Source organism: Vibrio maerlii, from assembly GCF_003415655.1.
GTDB lineage: Bacteria > Pseudomonadota > Gammaproteobacteria > Enterobacterales > Vibrionaceae > Vibrio > Vibrio maerlii.
The window spans coordinates 1-18,078 of record NZ_QRHC01000021.1 but is presented as its reverse complement, the minus strand read 5'-3'; the positions used below and the strand labels follow the sequence as shown (position 1 = coordinate 18,078).

Genomic DNA, 18,078 nt, shown 5'->3' with positions numbered 1-18,078 from the left:
ATGGTGTGACATAGACTTTGAAGAAAAGCTCTGGATAATCCCTGCGTTCTATACAAAATCCAAACGCGAACATATCGTACCTTTAAACAACTATACTCTACGGTTGTTAGAGTACATCAAACCCATGTCGGGCAATCAAGTTCACGTATTCCCTTCAGACAAACCCAATACGAAATATCCACACATCAGCCCATACGCAGTTAACTCATCACTAAATCTGACACCATTGAAAGGCCGACTCGTTAGCCATGGTTTCCGTGGTATCGCAAGTACTTTCCTAAATGAAACGACACGATTTAAGGTCGATGCCATTGAAATGTGCCTATCTCATTTAGACAGAAACACTACCCGAGCATCATACAACAGCGCGAAATACCTAGAAGAAAGGGCTCAAATTCACCAACATTGGAGTGAGTTCATAGTCCAATCAACAGGAAAGCATTACTCGATAGCAGGGTTGGCAAGGTAGCGTAAAGTTGTTGCCTTAATGGAGTCGTCGACGACATGCCGTACCAGCAAAAGAAGCTCGAAAGTGTCCCGAATCGTTCTATCGGGACAATACTCTTGCCATATAGTGTATTCAAACCACAAAATAACTATAAAAGGTATATAGGCAATGGACCAATTCTTAAAACTATCTGTAGTTTGCAATACTCTCTCAATTTCAAAAGCAACGCTTTACCGTTGGATGAACGAAGGCAAGTTAATAAAACCGATCCAACTAGGCGCAAACACTTCTGTCATTAGGAAAAGTGAATTGATTGAGTATATGAATAGAATCGTTCGAGGGGATACTCGCGAGGAAGTCACTCGTGATATTGAGCAAGCACGCACTCAATTACCAAGGTAGTTCATCTTTCTCAATTAGCTTTGCTATATTAAATTAAAGAACTTGGCATCTGTAAGAATTTCATTGTGCCGACGCTACAAGCAATACATGGAGATCTATATACAACCAAACTCGCCGTATCCATCAAGCTAGCTGTTAATACTGATGAGGCAATCCAAAGCGGGGATCTAACAGCTGTTTTCACTTGGTTGTTAGATCACGTATGGAGCAAAGGTAGTGTACTAATTCAGACCTGATCTGACAGTTACCCACTTTTAGACTTGGTGCCTGTCAGATTATATCTGGGCTAAATTCTTTTCAGCCCAGATTGATTTCCCATCTTCTAATGTCTCTATTGGCGTTCGGCCACAACACATTTTTCCTTGATGGGTACGTTGATTGTTGTAGTAGTCCATCCATTCGTCCAGATCTTTCTGCAACTCTTCCATCGAACCATACAGTTTCTTTCTGAATGTTACTTGGTAGAACTCATTCAATATGGTCTTGTGGAAGCGTTCGCAGATACCATTTGTCTGCGGTGACATCGCTTTCGTTTTTGTGTGGTCGATATCATTGATGGCTAGGTAGAGTTGGTAGTCATGTTGATCAACACGGCCACAGTATTCAGTACCTCGGTCAGTCAAGATTCTCAACATTGGCAGCTTATGATTCTCGAAGAACGGCAGAACCTTGTCATTCAACATATCAGCTGCGGTGATTGGTGTTTTTGTCGTGTAGAGCTTTGCGAAAGCTATTTTGCTGTAGGTATCAACGAACGTCTGCTGATAGATACGTCCAACACCTTTAAGGTTGCCAACATAGAATGTGTCTTGTGAGCCTAGATAGCCTGGGTGTGCTGTTTCTATCTCACCACAAGCTTCATCATCATGCTTCTTGCGCTCAAGAGCTGCGACTTGCTCTTCCGTTAGAATAATACCGTTCTCAGCAACTTGCTTTTCTAAGGCAATGAGGCGTTTTTTGAAGTTTTCTAGGTCGTTTCGAAGCCAGATTGAGCGCACGCCACTTGGAGAGATAAAGACTCCCAGTTTACGAAGTTCGTTGCTTGTTCTGACTTGCCCATGGGCAGGGAAGTCGATGGCGTATTTTAGGACGGCTTGTTCAGTTTCACTATCAATTCGGTTCTTTAAGTTTGGTGTTCTTCTACTCTGATTAATCAGAGCATCAATACCGCCAGTTTCAACCAGCTCTTGATAGCGATAAAACGTGTCTCGAGAGACACCCATAACCTTGCAAGCTCTAGATACATTGCCAAGTTCCTCTGCAAGATTGAGAAGCCCAGCTTTGTGTTTGATGATTGGATTGCTAGTATGAAGCACGAGAGTTACCTCTATTGTCTTTGATTAGTGATTAAGCACCTTTAATCAAAGTGGGTAACTCTCTTCTTTTCAAATTGAAGTGTCAGATCTAGTCTGAACTAATACAAATTAAAAATTTATTAAAATATTTTAGATAGCTTAACAAGATCAAACTCTTCCTTACCATTCTTATTGCACGTTAGAGCTTTACTGCTATCAAGTAAACCATTATCAATTAAAGTTTGAACTTCTAAATAAAAATGTTGGTAGTCATCTTCTTTACAATCATTATCAAATAAACTATCTGCTAAAAAATAATAGGAGCCTTGACGGATATATAGCTTAATAAAGTTATCAAGTTTCGCGCCTAACCTAACTAGTACTTTTATCGCTTCAAATTTTCTTTTATCATACAAGTTTCTTGCAATTGAAAAATCCCAAGATTGCAATTCATCTCTTGTCTTCGCTCTTTCAGCGGTATCAAACTCAAAATCTCGATGCGAAATAATACTTTTAGCAAAATTCGAGTCCGATTCTATCAACTGTGCCACTATATCGATTTGCTCATTAATAGCCCAACCGCTACAGGCATTATTAACAAACTTTTTCAGGATAGTTTCAACTAGATGGTCACTTAAGTCACCATCAATAAGAACAGTATCAAGTCCCGATTTACACTTATTTAATGCTATATCAAAAACTTGTGAATCCATCAATTCAACAATACTCATGCCAAATAAATCAAACTCAACCTCATACGGTATAGAATCGACTCTTTCGAGCGAACTAAGAAAAACCTTAGTATAGTAAGCTTGCTCAAGTTGGATCTCTGCATATTCCAAGTACCAAAGATAGCTAACTAGACTCTGGAGGCCAAAAGTTGCTTCCTTCAATATTTCGAGCAAGGTTTTTTGAACAATCAAATTACTTTCAAAAAGTTCTTCATAGTCTACAGGGTAATCAACTAAAACTAAATTATGTAATATGAGTTTTTGCTCTCCTACTGATACATCTCTAATACAATCTAAAAGTGTAAAAGCACTTGGTTTTTCAAAAATATCCTGTGCAACAACCGAATCATGATTTTTTATTGACATTATACTCTGTAGAAACTCTTGCTGCTTATCTATCGATACGGTCGCTAGATATTTAAACATTCCAAAAGATTCTGATTTCTTTAAAACACATCCTAAAGCACCTAAACTTTGGTATTTTATAGCTTCATCTACACTTCTGACATAATCATCAATCGTTACAAAATCCATATCCTCAAGCAGATAAGTAAGGCACTCTATTGAATGAAAACCAATACATTGACTAACTAGTTCTAGCCATGATGTGTCAGTGTTTTTGTAATCTGTTTTGAATACCCACAGATCATCGTTTTTTATTGAGTCTAGTACCATTTTTTTCATAGAATTAAGCCTTATTTTCTAAACGGTTGATATTTATTAAAGCGTTTAACTTGAAATTCACTACCCCTTATAGGCATATAAATCATGTTAGCCTTTTGAATGATTAAACCAATATGCTTGGTAGATTTGCAGTAACTTTCGATCTAGAGGGAAGTCCTTTGTCGCAACTAACAAGGCATCGACATGGCACTCTTTGCAAATGCCTTCGACAAGTTCCAACTCCCTCACTTCACATAGTTTAGTTTCTAGCCTTAAACAGCAATAACACCCGAAATGTGAAACTTCGTTCGCTATACATTCAGGGTTTAGAGCTAATTGATAACGAATCAAAGGACCATCATCCCACCAGTTTCCCGAATATGAAAGTAAAATAGGATCGATTCCTTTTTTGTTGGCCCAACGCTTTAGTCGTCTGCGAAGCCCACCCCTATGTTTAGGTCTAACATTCCTCTGGTAGCCTGGTGTAAAGTATCGAACACTAGCTTTTCGTCCTGTTGAAATACCTGCAGATTGAGCTAACTCTTCCCACATTGCGTCTGGGTAGGAAAAGTTGTTTTTATAACGCTTCTGATAATATTGACTTATCTTTTTTATACTACTGCCCATTAACTTCCCTCCCCTAGAAGAGCGTCAATATGCTCCAATACCTGTCTATTACATTCCTCAAATCCGTCCACTAACGTTTTTCCATTCCCTAACCACTTGAGAATCAATTCATTGTCGAAAACTGTTAATGTAGCTAAACACTGAGTCATACTTTCGATCACTCCATCTGTAATTTTATGCCTTTCTTGCCCTTCAAATGCAAAAGGCTTAATTACAATCGGACGAACGTTTATCCCTTGCTTCACCAATTGCAACGCTAGATCATTTACCGTAGACCCCACTGAACCACTAAGGCCAGCTACCAGAATTACCCTCGAATGACCTTTGGTAAAGCTTGTTAGATCCAGTGCTTCATTCCCATCCCATGCAATAAAGTCACAATCACATTGTTCTAAATCAGGGGTAGACTTGGTGTCTATCCACAGCTTCGGCATTGTCTGCCACCGTTTGTTCTTTTGTGCATACTGAACAATATTACCAGCAGCAGAACCCAAAAAAATGATAGGTATTGTCATTATCTTTCTCCGTAGCACTGAGATTTACTTAGGGAGTTCTAAAATAGTTTTAGCCTTATCAGGCCAAATCACATGACTCTGACGTTCACAAATTTTAAACGGCACGATCCACAAACGATGTCCGTCATCAAGGTCATAGTAATATTCTAGAGGAGCATCAAAGTTATTCTGCCACGGATAAATCAATACAACGTCCTTGCCTACTGATAGATCTTTTGCAGAAGGTTTTAGGTACTTCTTCGCATAGGCAAACATCTGATATACATCTGATTGAGATATGTTCGAATACGTCACGCTTGAATCTAGCAGTTTCCATTTGGTATCCAGTACAATCTTATTGATCGAGCCATGTTGAATCAGTAAATCAGGACGGAGGCTAAACTTTCCACGACTGTCGTATGTTGCTAGATACTGACCTGTCGCTTGTGTCGATAACGTTAGCTCAGGACGCTTTCTAGCGAGTTGTTCTTTCAACACCTTCGCTACGTAGTCCTCAAACACCTTCTCCATGGGGAAGAGTAATGATGCAGCATTAGTACTGCCCTTCATCGTTTGAGGCGAAAAGCCGTTCAAGATTAAACGACACCACTCTAAAGGGATGTGGTAATGGCTCATACCCCGATCTAGTTTGAGCTTCGTAAAATCAAGTTTATGGTCGCGACTTTTAGGAATTTCATGAAAAACAAACAACAGTTCTTGCAAGAGCTTTTGATTTGCACTACTACGAGCAAAGTTCTTAACTTTGAGCAAAGCTGTATGAATAAGCCGATTAGCTGGGCGGTCTAACATAAACTCATCATATTCACAGAAAAACTTATGCTTATTGATGAAATTAAGCCTAACTTGTTTTCCTACATTTAGTTTCCCTTTTAAGAAGCCTAGATTATCTTCCTGCGGTACATAATCACTTCTCAAACCACGCTTTACCAACTCATTCACTGAGTTTAAGAACTGACTTATAAATACCTCAAGTAATGGCATTTTTTGGTGGGCGATGTTGGCACTTGAAGTTTGAATATGTGCAAACCCCTTTAATGCCTTCAACATTATCAGCAACGACTGACGTGCTTTTTCAGACTCATCTGTAGAGCCACTACCATTAGTACCAAAATTCTTGCCAACTTTAGGTAAAATCTCAATTTGTGTTTTATCTGGCGTGAAGACTACCCCTACATAGTTTTGAACTTGCAATACCTCCATACCATCACGACGCCGAAGTTGAAGAAGTTGACTTTCACTTTCATCACAGAGACACAGTTGCTTTAGGTAGGCATAAGTTGAGTTAGAGACAATTTCTATATTAGAAGACACAGAACCATGTTTTTCGGTACCTTCAGCAGCTATATAGTCGAACTCAAAGAGTGTAACTTCATGCTTCGCTTTCACTAGGATCACTCGCTAAGCGTTGATAGATACCAATATAGGCTGATGGCTTGTTCCACGGGCTCTCATCGCCTTCAAAAGACTTGATGGAGTACGTTATTTTCTTGTCTTCGTAGAGTTCTAAATCGTGATTAGATCCAAACAAATCGCTGTACATGTCTTCTTGTTTAGCTAAAAAGCACAGATTTTGATCTGACTTTAAGCTATCTCCAAGTACTAATCGAATCTTGTTCCAATCTTCATAGAAGTACTCTTCAAGCAAAGGAATGATCTTATTTTTGAAGGCCTTCTGTAACTCTATAAATGCATTTTCTTCGTTATCTTCGTTATATACAGGAAACAAAAATGCATGACCTAACGTATGCTCACGATCATATAGCACTTCAATACGTTGGTTTAGCTTTTTCAAAAGCTCAGTAAGGTCGATACCCTTTACTTTTCTGCCTTCAAACAATTCAGGCTGTGGCATCATTTCTTTAAAATCAAAACGGCGACGAAGTGCTGTATCCATCATTGCTAATGAACGATCAGCCGTGTTCATTGTACCAATGATGTACAGGTTATCTGGTACAGAAAAGGTATCGCCTGAATATGGTAAATTAACCTCTAGCCATTCTTCTGAACCTTCTCGTTTTGAAGGTTCTATCAGTGTTATTAACTCACCAAAGATTTTAGAAATGTTACCTCGGTTAATTTCATCAATCACTAGAGCGTAGTTTTTTCGTGATGTCTTTACCTCACTTTCTGACTGGGCCAAACCTTTCAAGTGCTTCACCATTGCCGTGTAGTATGGGTTGAGACCCCCTTTCATTTCACGATCACCATTGAATATTGACTTTAAAGTTTTCACGCTCAATGAATGATTCGACTCTCCCTTATCTTTTTCGAAACGAACTGTATTGCTGTCCACATCAGAAACAGTAAAAAAGGTGCGAATCGTATCAACTCTGACTCCATTTTCCGAACTACTTAATTGATTCAAAAAGCGATTCCACAACGTCTCAAAATCAGAGATTTCTTCTGTAATTTTTGTAATACGATTATCCTTGGCATCTTCAACAATACACTTAAAAACACCATCTTTTTGATAGTAGGAAATCTCACCATTGTCAGTTTTAGCACTTAACCCCTCAACAAACTCTTCATACCCATAACTTTGGTGGAACGTAATAAACCGAATTCGTTGCTCTATAACCAATTGTTCGTACTTTGCTTTTAACTCATCGCGGCTCTTCCATTTGAAGGCTGGTTCAACAGCTTTAACTGCGGCTTCAATAGATTGATAAGTTTTACCTGTACCAGGAGGGCCGAAAAGGATTTGGTTTAGTGGGGTTGGAAGGATCTCTGTTCTCATAATATTATTTCTTCTATCAGTCGTTTTAGATTGGAGAGTTATGTTTCTTTTTCGCCGATTAGTGGTCAATAATAGCGTTCTAAATTTTTTCCATAACTCTTGTGAGAACGGTGCTGAATAATGATCTTTTTTATTCACGATACTTTGGTTTAAAACGAAGTCAGAATAACCAGAAAACAGATCATTCATTTGCTGTCTAGCTGAAAACGTCAAAAATAAATCGCTCCGAAACTCAATCGAAAATATCCAAGTTTTATTATTGATATAAAATTTTAATGCACTGATTTTCTGTGCTGCCGATGTACCTGCAACTCCCTCACTACCAAGTTTCAAACCTGTGAAACCGCTTTCTAATAGTTCTGCAATCAATGGTAAAACGTAATCTTTCAACATGGATGTGACAGCAGTACTTTTTGAGACCTTTGCACGGATCTCAGGATGAAGCGTCTGGTTATGCTCCTCTACACCAAGAGCAAGTATTTCATCAATAATCATCGAATTTCCAACCTGAAATATTTCATAGCTATTTAAAGAACTAAAAAATCATCAAAATTAAGAGTCCACCATACCATAATCAAATTATGTATGTCCTATCTAACCTGAACAAACGAACGACTAATCTTTGCTCCTTGATACATAGCCTTTGCCAGTTGTGTTGCTTTGTATTGGCTATCTGCTTCAATAATCACATCCTGACTTACGCCATTTGGAAATTGAATACGCCCTTTAAACTTCTTCATTTTATTATTCCTATTGCTTACTACCTAAAATAATGATTCGACAGCTCTAGCCTTTTGGTTTGCTTACAATGCTCAAACCACTTATGAATCAAGTCTGTGATTTCTAAGCTCAGTGGACTGTTTCGCTTTCCCAAAATTTGACCGATATCAAACGGCAAGTTTCTTTTAGATTTTCGCTTGATTTCGATAGTCAATCGCTGTCGTTACGCATGTGAATTATGAGCTTGCTCTCTCCCTTTAATTTGATGGTGATATACAGTAATGCGTTTGCTCTATACGTTCTCTGTGTAACTAGCGGTAGTTACTGATAGGTTTTACCAAATCATTACCCTTAAACTGGAGCTCGTAAGAAATGTTCAAGTCTACGTTGCCTTCACTTTGTACTTGAGAAATCAAGTGTTTATTTCGACTATCCCATCACTCTTGCAACTATCTAAATTTTTTCTAGACAATGCTCCGCAAGCACAGTTTGTTTATACAGTTCAGCTAAGCCATTTTTCAGAAAAGCAAAGTTATCGTGATTGTCATTCTCAAAGTGTATTTGTACTTGCATTTTTTCGCTCCTAATTCATCTCTATGAACGCTATACTAATTACACTGGCGACATCTTATGACGCCTAAAGGATTCCTTTTTCATTAGTGAGGAAATATGAGCAAGCAAATTCAGCGTTATCAAAAAGTATTGGAATCCATCCCGTGCTACCCAGACTCCGTTTCTAGCCTTGAGATCCGAGAGAAATTGCTATCACTCAGTTTACTTCCCATCAACTCGGACGAAAAAAGTCAGCTTCGTACAGTACAGCGCTGTATCGGCCAATTGCTCGCCGATCATGCAAGTATTGAGGTCAACGACAGTGGCAGACCCTATCTCTATCAAATTGCCAAAGGTCATCGCCATCCCATTAAGCCTGATGGTATGTCGTCGGTGGTCTCTTTACAGGTGATAGAGCAAGAGATAAAGGCGATGCTTCCCCCTACTCTGCGATCCGATGTTGACGCTATCTTTTCATCATTGAAGCAAGAAGAGACCAGACAGACGAAACTCTGGAGTGAGCGATTCTGTTACTTCCAACGTGAGCTTCCACTAGAGACACCCGCAGTAGACGGTGAGTTCTTCATACTGATTGAGAAAGCACTATTAGATAAGAAGGATATCGAGTTCGCTTACCAAAAGCGTGGGGCTACTGATCCCAAGCTTTACGTATTAACACCGCTTGGCCTCTTTTTGCACGGGAACAGCTTTTACCTTGTCGCTATGACTCCAAAAGATCCTAGTCAGATTAGAACATTGGCTTTGCACCGATTACGGACCTTGAAAGTCGGATTTAGCAGCATCACAACGTTACCTACGTTTAATGTGAAAGAGTATGTCGAACAAAACGCTCGTCACTTCTCTGGTGGTGAGGTGCAAAAAGTGGTACTAAAGATTGAGAATCTCAATGGCTTACACCTGATAGAAGAAACGCTACTTTCACCAAACCAGAGAATTTTAGAGCAAGATGACAAGTTCACCACGGTAGAAGCCGAAGTTCGTGATAGCCACACCTTTGAATGGTGGCTGATGAAGAATGCTAATATCGTTGAGGTCATTTCACCTGCCGCATTACGCAGCAAGATTATTGAGAATCTAAGAGCAAGCTTGGATCGCTATAATTCTAATTAAAACGGATTATACAAAGGCTTCCTACTTAACTCGCTTAAATTCATCGTTTGGTATTTCACCATGACACCTCCACTTTTGGGCCCTGCTATTCAGTTAGTTACGAACAATTAACGTTATTTACATGAATTCATGTAAATAACGTTGACTGATAGTGAATTTTTGTTGATGCCCTTACAGCCTCCACATCGATCTTTTCGAAGTCATATAAAGATCGTAAGCCTTACACCCCGCTCTCTTGCTCTAACAAAACTTGTATTTCTTACCAGCCCCTAATTCACAAACATAAAACTGTCCCAGTCCGTTCTATCAGGACAATTCGTCCAAGGTATGATCTTTCCAAACAATGAGCAGAAGCTTCAAACCTCTCTGATTACATTTCGAGTTAAAGTGTAATGATGAAACTCCCTTTGAACTGTTCACAGTTTTGTAAAACACATTTAGCTATCTCGATGAAAGCGTAACCAGGTCTATCACAGTATCTGATGACACTTTCAAGCATTTGGAACAAGTGCTGTAACCAGGTAGGTCCCGCTTACACTTTTGGTTCCCAAAAGATGAATCAGGACCCTGGCAAACTTGCAGTTTGATCGCATGCTCCCAAGGGAATCCAATGAAGAAGATCCACATTTTTGCATCACAGAAAAACTACACAGCCAAAGCTTCAGACAAGTCTAAGTTTCGAGTGTCACTCGCTCATTCCTTGCGGTGTCTATCTAGAATGCCCGTCGACTCAATGGAAAAAATTCAGTGGGACGACTCGCTTTCGCACTTAAATATTTTGTTCGAAAATGGCAAGCAAACTCCGTTAAACGAAATCAGTGAAGACAAAAAATGCGATCTTATCGACTCACTTGTCCCTCCAGCAATTCATGATAAGCGTCGAAAGCAAACCAGTCTGGCGAACTATTCAAAAAAGATGAGAAATGCGATTACTAAAGAGCGAGCAAGTGGTAATACTGACACATCGAATGCTCTTTCTGATCTACTCAATACTGACGCTAATGAGCACATTGACGTTGAATCTACACTTGCAACGTTTACCGACAGCTTTATGACTCGTGCTAAACAAAGACTCAATATGATTGAGACATTTATCCACGCTCACAATGCATTGATTAGTGACGAACGCTGTGGCACCAACACACGATATCAAGAAATAATATTTAAAATCCCTGAGAAATGGGAGGTGACTTCTGAGCAGTTTACTGCTGAAGACAACTATAAACTGGTTAAGAACTTCGTGACTAGGCTCCTACCTGACTACCCTATCCTATTTGCTACCTCTCACGCAGATGAAAATCTTTACGATAACCACTGCCCCCATATTCATGTATTCATTGATGGGAAAAACGCAAAAACAGGCAAATTTGATATTAGGGCTGCTGAGCTGACCGCGTTAGACAACTACGTCAACCAAAACGGTTTAGATGCTGAGCACTGGAATAAAAAGAAGAAACAGCAAGACCATGGGTACTCTCGTGAGCGTGGTAGAGTTTGGCAAAAGATCTTTCTAAATGCGGCTAATGCGTACTTTAAGAATAAAGACATCCAGCTGGAAGCCGAGCGCGCGCTTCAAACGAAAGAATACGAAGCTCAACTACTTGAAATGCGAAGAGAGAGTAAGCGACGAAAATCAGATCGTCACTACAACTATCACTCTATGCTCGAAGAGCGAAGTGAACAGCTTAAACAGGAGGTCTCAGATTTAGAAAAACATCTATCTGAACAAGTCGTACAGCTAGAAATGTTTAAACAAGCCAAAGAAGACACTAAGCGTGCTTATCGGGAGCTCAAAAAATTAGAGGAAGATAAGCTGAAAATTAATAACCAAATAAACGCCTCAGCGCAAGCAATTTTAGAGCAAGATAAAACGATTAAGACCTTAGAACGAGAGCAGCACGCTCTCCAAACATCCTTATCTGCGACACGCGCACATAAGGAGCAAATGGAACAATTTCTTGATGACGGCCTGCCCAAGCTAGAGCAGTTGAACTCAACAATAGAGCGCTTAGAAGAAGCTGAAAAAGTGTCGTCCAATGACCAATCAATAAAACCCGTCTTACTTCTCAATAAGATGCTTAAGGAATATTACGAGCCCGTTCGCAAGCAGAAAAAAGAAGATGAAAGACTTTTCACTCGTATCGTCAATGCGTTTAAAAACTTGAAAACCAAGCTGCAACGCTACTTAGTCATAGAAAAAGCGAAAGACCTATCACGAGAGGCGGGCTGCAACAAGCTTGCTAAAGAACTCTATCAAATTCACAAAAACAGCCCTGAACGCTCACTTGAGAGATCAACAAACAGAGAGCCTAATTAGGCTCTCTCAAACTATGCAGTTTTTGGTCGCTTTCGACCTTTTTTAGGCACTTTACCAGGTACTTTGAAAGGAACGGTAAACGCTTCATTTATGTTGCCAGCGCCTTTCACTTCTACTTTTTGGCCGTCTTCGTCTCTCATCGTTTTATTCACACGGCGTACTGATATTTTGTTTCCAAAAATAGCTATCCCCATATGCCTGTTCCAGCCTTTGAAGATGGAAGACAGTCGGCATAATTGTGTATAAGACGTGGACTGCCCCGACAAGGTTTGCAGGTAGTCTCTCACCTGGAACTCGACATCTTTTGAAGATTTAACACCAATACCGCTGATCAATTTCGATATATATTCTTCTGGTGTTATTGGAAAGCTATCCTGATTAGATTCTACAATCCGCTTAGTTATCAAGTAATGGCAGAAAGCATACGTTGCGGGAGATGCTTGCTTTTGCTGCTTATACTTCTTAGCTAACTGATCGACGAATCCAACCGATTGAATTAATTGAGCATTCCCTTCAACATATGACATCGTTTCAGCTTGCTGGAATTTGTTTCCTTGAGTACCACGAAATTCATACTCATTTTTCGTATTTTCGAAGCTCTGTGCTAGCAAGGCTGTCTGAGCAAGCGTAGCTGCGTCTACTTTGACTCCTGCCATTTCAAGTACTTGAGCCCGAGACCTGATGCTACCGACATCAATATGTGCAAATGAGAGTGCATCCGATACCCCCCATAATAAAACGGCAATAAAGCCATATTGAGATTTAGAAGCAGCTTCCAATCTTGTATGCCCATCCATCACCTCACCGTCAAACCCGATGATGATAGGCTCACCAGTCAGGCACCATTTACCACTATCCATATCTTTAACGTAACGTCGAACATCGGTCATTTTGACTTTACGATTTCTGACTCCACCATTGATTGCACCTCGCCGCGAGAACTGAAGAATATCTCGTGCAATAGTTGGAGTAATATGAACAACACCCGTTTTAATAGGTACATCAATGACTTTGAGCTGCGGGTAATACTTGGATTGAGATTTAAAAATCTCATCCATCGTCTTTCTTGAGAGGCGACCTTTCGATTTTTCTATCAACTCTTTTGAGCTGCCCACGTACTCTTCTGGCATAGCCGAATACGCATCGATCAACGCTTCAACTAATTCATCCTGTTTTAAGTTCGATTCTTCACTCATAATTTAACCTTTGAGTTAATATCATGGCGTAATTATTGATCGGACATTGAGACCGATCAAGTGCTTTTATCTAAAAAGTGCAAAAATGAAGTTTTGTTGAAGAGGCTTAGTTAGTTTGAGTAACGATGTAACTATCGTCGGTATCTCTCCCCCATGTACAATGGGAGGCGATAGATTCCTTTCAGCTTATTTAATGGCAGCTGAACTTCCCCAGCACTTTTGCTCGTTTACTGAAGAGCCGCGTTTTGAAGCAATCTTGAAAACATTGCATAGCAAAACAAATCTCGAACGTATTAATGCAATCCAAAAAGAACTCATTAATGGTGCTTCATCTCAGAATCACGCACCACTAATTAATTTGACGTATGTGGTTGGAGGCTTACCCACAGTAAAGAGCAAGGCTAACCAACTCAACCAAATTACTTTTGACAAAAGAAACACACTCCTAGTCGATGGATTTTTAGAGCTCGTTGCTTTAGCAAAAATTCTCGGGTTTCCCCACCCGTTTATCCCCACACGAAAACTTTCAAAACAAGAAATAGTGGCGAATAGCGTTGCTAGGCAGAAAGTTGCCCAAACTCATATTCAAGTCACGCTAATCTTCAATTCCGATAATAACTTAACTATTGAAGACATGGTCGATTACTATAGAAATTATAGTAATCGCAACTCTCAAATTGAAGCAACGATGATTAATAGCATGCTAGATTATGCTCCAATCAATCAATATGTAGATGAACTTTCATTAATGGTTAATATGGACCGTTTTGGGGGGATTGCTAAGGGCGCTATTCGGCTCACCAAATCTGATCATGGAATCGTCGCTGAATCTACTTTCATTAAATTCGTGTTAGGTTGTATCGGTGGCGCAACACCTCAGAATACAAACAAGGTAAGTGACTTTAACGAACATAAAGGGTCGTTCTCTCTAGAAAAAATCGATGAAATAAAGCCACATATCGCTTTATTTTTGGAAACCTGGCTAGCTGGAATTGAGAAACAGCTGAAAAGTGACCGTGATGGATTTCATTATTCGCCATCCCTATGGTTAGCTCTTGGCCTGATAATCCATAGAATCTTAATAGAAGATCAACCTTACGATATCCAAAATGCGATAGTCACGGGTGCGTCTAAACTAGCCAATGTCGATTACTCTAAGTCTGCAAAACACTGGGGAGAATGTGATGCTCTATCTCTAGATGCCAAAGGGAGAGAATACAAAAACACCTCTGGTGGTGGTAGACCTTTTAGAGCAGCATTAGCTAAATACTTGTATCAAATAGCCACAGCCTAAAGTAAAACTAGTCACTCATGATTACTACATTACAGACAGATAATTTTGAACCGTTTTCTTAGCAAGACCTAACTGCGGAGCAATCCAAGCAGCAATTTGGGAATTGGTTGCCTCAGGGCGTCTGCTCAGGTATTCCTTCATAAGAGTGGATGTCTTCTCCTTATTTTCACGTGCCTTTATTATTTTCGCCACAGTAGCTTCGCCTGTTCTAGATTTTCCTGCTGTAATGAGAGACTCGGAACAACTTAAAATTAGAAATTCCCCAGTCAAAAACAATTTAATGCCCAGATCGTAAATAGATTTGGGGATGGACTTCTTAATAAAATATTCGTAAGAAAGCTCTACATGTTTACTTATAGCGTCGGCTAGCGCCCAATACACGGCTCGATGGCTCTTATTAGCCTCATACCTGAGATAGTTATCGATGCTTAAATCAACACCGTTGACTGGATACACTTTAGTCAAGTAATAGGGGGTTATGTGGTTAAGTAGTCCACATGATTCGGCCACGCTAGAAATATTTTTCCAAATGTCGCTCGCTTCTTTCTCAAAAACCTGTGGTTGCTGTGAAGCAAGTGACTCAATCTTTTCAACGGTAACAATACTGACACTGGCAGCTTCCTTCGCAATTTTCTCATTTGCTAGATTGAAGGTAAGCCAAGATGCTGGAATCACTCTTGGTTTATCATTGTGAATAACGGCTTTGCTTTCTTGGAAGTTCATTGGCTTAGGCTCCGTATTTATTATTAGTAAGCCACGACCTAGCACAAAAGGTGTAAAGAAAATGTCAGAACTCTCTTCAAATTAGTTCTTCGCCCAAAATATGTAGGCAACCTTGTAACCTACTCGCCCCTAGATAATCATAAGGCATTGATTTTATGGGAATAACCTAAATTAACTGGCCGTTAGGGCTTAGGTTGTAGTTTGGTTGATTGGCGTAAGTGTTTCCATAAAATTCCACCTTCTGCTTTTTCATTCCAAACGTACTGGTAAATCAGCTCGTGACTCATCGTTTTTTGACCAATCCGTCTTAGGAACCCAACTATTTGTTCAGGGCTCTAGTCCAGTTGCAGCAAGGCTGCAACGAACTTGAAGTCTGTTTCATCATAACGCTTGTTTCGTCTTGACCGAGCGAGTCTATTTCGAGCTCGTCGTTGAGCGTACTCAGGTTGGTATGAGTACCTATCAAAGTATTTGTTATAGCGTTTATTACGTTCTATCTCTCGATAGATCGTAGACTTGTGACGGTTGAGTAATCTAGCTATTCCAGCAGTACGTAGTCCTTGCTTTCTTAAGATAGAAATCGTATATCTTTCGTTCTCAGTGAGATGTGTATATTTCATTGTTTTACTTCTTGGCGGGAGCAAAATTCATGATTATCGCATCTCATTGTTTTATTTTTCACAGGTGTCGCACTTCGTACTTGAATCCAAGGCGCATAACAAAGTGTTTAAGACAGATTCCCAACGCTTGGCATTTTTAGTGTTATCGTTGGGCTTTGTGTTTACGGTGGTTTGGTTTCGTGGTAGCGTTTCTCACTACTTAACACGGTGTTAGCTTACCTCAAGAAATCAATCAAAGGTGATTAGAATAGAATCAATTAGGATATCTAATAGTTCTTCGTCTCTATGTATTGAATGATTTTTTAAATTATCAGAAAGCTCTTTAAGTGAAGTATTGCTAGATAACTCTTGTAAAGAGTCGATAAAATTTAAAACACTAGACTTATTTATTCCAGTGTTTGGGATTTCAAGGTTCCCAAGGTGTCTTTTAGATCTCGCAGTCAGTATAGTTTCTATTTGTTTTCCGTCTAATGCGCTATTTAATAAGATGTCAGTGAGTAGATGCCTTTGCCCAAAATTTGAATCTAATTTTAGTTTTAAGTTTAGTGATTCAATGGCGTTGTTTGCACTTTCTTTACGACCATCTAAATTAAGTGCTGTTAAAACTGCTGCTAATGGTGCAGAGTCGCCCTGTTCAAAAGTGGAAAAACACAAGTCGAATAACTTTTCTTCTTCAATTTTTAAAATGGATGAATAGAGGTTTTGCGACCAGTTTCGACAATCATTATAGCCTAGTATTTGGTTGGGCCAGTTCAGGATTAAAGTCTTAATAACCTCTTCTGAACCAATTGATAAAGCTAATTGGCACAGCATGACCTGCTCTTCATAGTCATCGTAATCAAAATGGTATTGTAACTTCTCTATAACCAATTCAAGGATGTCAGTAAGTTCTAAGCATATTAATTGTGCTAATGATCTTGTGTTAATGAATGCGGATATGTCTCCAGCATTGTTGAAATATTCTAGATATTCAGCTTTTGAATCAAACATTGAGTAACTCCTGAAATTTACGTTTATCTTACGACATCCTAAATAAGCTAACAAGCATTTAAGGTTGCAAGATATTTTTTCTAATCTGGTAGAAGCCATTTAGAACAACCACTCTAAATGATTTCTATCCATCTCCAAGTTAGAGCTGTGTGCCTCCGCTGATGTGACTTCCCCCCGTTAGATGATTGTTTTTAGGTGACTCTAAGTCGATAAATATTCAGAATAGACTGATTTTTTCGATGATTACTGCTTTTGTGATTAAGGGTAAAGGCCAAAAAATTGGTGATGTAAATCACAAATATCAATTCAAACTTACTGTTCCCCTAAACGTTCCCCTACTCCTTAATGTATCGATATTATTCCCTTATAAACAGCACCTTAAATACCTAGTAACAATCCCTCTTAAATTGTTTGTTAGAACGATACCACGTAACTCATTGTAAGCACCAAGATATTGAAGAAAAAGGCATAACGAAAGGCTGTAAACTCGAAAGTGAGAGGGACAACTGCCAAACCAAAACTCACGCTCAAAATGTAAGCTAGCGCAGAAGAAAAACGCACTGAATTAGTACCCTGCCCCAACTCTCAAATTAACAAAGGATTCGGACGTAGAACTCAAACAACCACACCAAAAAGCAAGATTTAGGACGATGAACTTTCAAAACCAAAGAAGCCGCGCGAAAGAAATAGCTACAGTGTTAGAAACCGTAACCAACTAATTTGAAGCAAACTCTCCGCACATAGTGCCACCGGAAAGAACGTGAAATGCACACTGGTTCAGGTGAAAAGCACAGCCGAGAACAAGATTAACTCTGAAATTTTAACCTGTGATTTTCAAACCGTTTCTAACGCCGCGTTAAGTTGATGAGATGGTCTCCCCCTACCACTTCACATGACTATCAGCCATGCTTGGAGTGTTCAGGCCCGAAGCAAAAGGAGAAGACCATGACTCAGCATAAAATCATCGGCATCGACTTAGCAAAAAGTATTTTCTTTCTTTTTGAAATCAATCATAAAGGAAAGAACCTTGGCCGTAAAAAGCTTCAACGAAGCAAGCTACTTAACTACGTCGCAAATCAAAGTCCATCCATCATCGCCATGGAGGCTTGTTCTGGAG

15 protein-coding genes and 2 pseudogenes are annotated in these 18,078 nt (G+C 39.5%); 6 read left to right on the top strand and 11 right to left on the bottom strand.

The genetic code is table 11. The annotated features are described in order from the left end of the window. Positions 1 to 469 (top strand): tyrosine-type recombinase/integrase (locus DPF91_RS21525; protein WP_164684262.1); only part of this gene is annotated, 469 nt, incomplete at its 5' end. 147 nt (positions 470 to 616) lie between these two features. After that, positions 617 to 850 (top strand): helix-turn-helix transcriptional regulator, encoded by a 234-nt coding sequence (locus tag DPF91_RS21520; protein ID WP_117236483.1) that lies wholly within the window; start codon positions 617 to 619, stop codon positions 848 to 850. Positions 851 to 1,125: 275 nt separating this feature from the next. Here the strand turns inward: DPF91_RS21520 and DPF91_RS21515 are convergent, their stop codons facing one another. The 7 genes from DPF91_RS21515 to DPF91_RS22140 form a co-directional block, all read right to left on the bottom strand. Continuing rightward, positions 1,126 to 2,166 carry an IS481 family transposase gene (locus tag DPF91_RS21515; RefSeq protein WP_117236482.1) on the bottom strand — a complete coding sequence of 347 codons (1,041 nt, stop codon included), beginning with the start codon at positions 2,164 to 2,166 and terminating at the stop codon, positions 1,126 to 1,128. Positions 2,167 to 2,285: 119 nt separating this feature from the next. Beyond that, positions 2,286 to 3,560 (bottom strand): hypothetical protein, encoded by a 1,275-nt coding sequence (locus tag DPF91_RS21510; RefSeq protein WP_117236481.1) that lies wholly within the window; start codon positions 3,558 to 3,560, stop codon positions 2,286 to 2,288. A gap of 87 nt (positions 3,561 to 3,647) precedes the next feature. Continuing rightward, positions 3,648 to 4,166, bottom strand: coding sequence for a hypothetical protein (locus tag DPF91_RS21505; RefSeq protein ID WP_117236480.1), 519 nt, complete (start codon positions 4,164 to 4,166; stop codon positions 3,648 to 3,650). Next, positions 4,166 to 4,681, bottom strand: coding sequence for an FtsZ/tubulin family protein (locus DPF91_RS21500; RefSeq protein WP_117236479.1), 516 nt, complete (start codon positions 4,679 to 4,681; stop codon positions 4,166 to 4,168). The genes DPF91_RS21505 and DPF91_RS21500 overlap by 1 nt, the downstream gene beginning before the upstream one ends. 24 nt (positions 4,682 to 4,705) lie before the next feature. Further along, a complete protein-coding gene (locus tag DPF91_RS21495) occupies positions 4,706 to 6,067 on the bottom strand; it encodes an McrC family protein (protein WP_117236478.1) in 1,362 nt (453 codons plus the stop codon). After that, positions 6,051 to 7,913: an McrB family protein gene (locus DPF91_RS22305; RefSeq protein ID WP_117236477.1), complete on the bottom strand. Its 1,863-nt coding sequence runs from the start codon at positions 7,911 to 7,913 to the stop codon at positions 6,051 to 6,053. Before DPF91_RS22305 ends, DPF91_RS21495 begins: the two co-directional genes overlap by 17 nt. Positions 7,914 to 8,008: 95 nt before the next feature. Further along, entirely contained in the window at positions 8,009 to 8,158 is a 150-nt protein-coding gene (locus DPF91_RS22140) for a hypothetical protein (RefSeq protein ID WP_164684260.1), read from the bottom strand. Positions 8,159 to 8,807: 649 nt separating this feature from the next. Between DPF91_RS22140 and DPF91_RS21485 the strand changes: the two genes are divergently transcribed. Together DPF91_RS21485 and DPF91_RS21480 are read left to right on the top strand one after the other, a co-directional pair. Then, a complete protein-coding gene (locus DPF91_RS21485) occupies positions 8,808 to 9,821 on the top strand; it encodes a helix-turn-helix transcriptional regulator (protein WP_117236476.1) in 1,014 nt (337 codons plus the stop codon). A gap of 610 nt (positions 9,822 to 10,431) precedes the next feature. Then, a complete protein-coding gene (locus DPF91_RS21480; RefSeq protein WP_123766773.1) occupies positions 10,432 to 12,138 on the top strand; it encodes a hypothetical protein in 1,707 nt (568 codons plus the stop codon). An 11-nt stretch (positions 12,139 to 12,149) separates the two neighbouring features. On the opposite strand, the gene DPF91_RS21475 is transcribed toward DPF91_RS21480, so the two are convergent. Then, entirely contained in the window at positions 12,150 to 13,334 is a 1,185-nt protein-coding gene (locus tag DPF91_RS21475) for a ParB N-terminal domain-containing protein (protein WP_117236474.1), read from the bottom strand. Between the two features lie 115 nt (positions 13,335 to 13,449). Here DPF91_RS21475 and DPF91_RS21470 point away from each other — a divergent pair, with 115 nt between their 5' ends. Next, positions 13,450 to 14,628 (top strand): hypothetical protein, encoded by a 1,179-nt coding sequence (locus tag DPF91_RS21470; RefSeq protein ID WP_123766772.1) that lies wholly within the window; start codon positions 13,450 to 13,452, stop codon positions 14,626 to 14,628. A gap of 24 nt (positions 14,629 to 14,652) precedes the next feature. Here the strand turns inward: DPF91_RS21470 and DPF91_RS21465 are convergent, their stop codons facing one another. The 3 genes and pseudogenes from DPF91_RS21465 to DPF91_RS21455 form a co-directional block, all read right to left on the bottom strand. Next, positions 14,653 to 15,351, bottom strand: a complete 699-nt coding sequence (locus tag DPF91_RS21465; protein WP_117236472.1) for a hypothetical protein — start codon at positions 15,349 to 15,351, stop codon at positions 14,653 to 14,655. A 188-nt stretch (positions 15,352 to 15,539) separates the two neighbouring features. Next, positions 15,540 to 15,971, bottom strand: a pseudogene (locus DPF91_RS21460) (transposase); the annotation flags it as partial. A 228-nt stretch (positions 15,972 to 16,199) separates the two neighbouring features. Beyond that, a complete protein-coding gene (locus tag DPF91_RS21455) occupies positions 16,200 to 16,961 on the bottom strand; it encodes a hypothetical protein (RefSeq protein ID WP_117236471.1) in 762 nt (253 codons plus the stop codon). Between the two features lie 945 nt (positions 16,962 to 17,906). On the opposite strand from DPF91_RS21455, the pseudogene DPF91_RS22450 reads away from it, so the two are divergent. Further along, positions 17,907 to 18,078, top strand: a pseudogene (locus DPF91_RS22450) (IS110 family transposase); the annotation flags it as partial.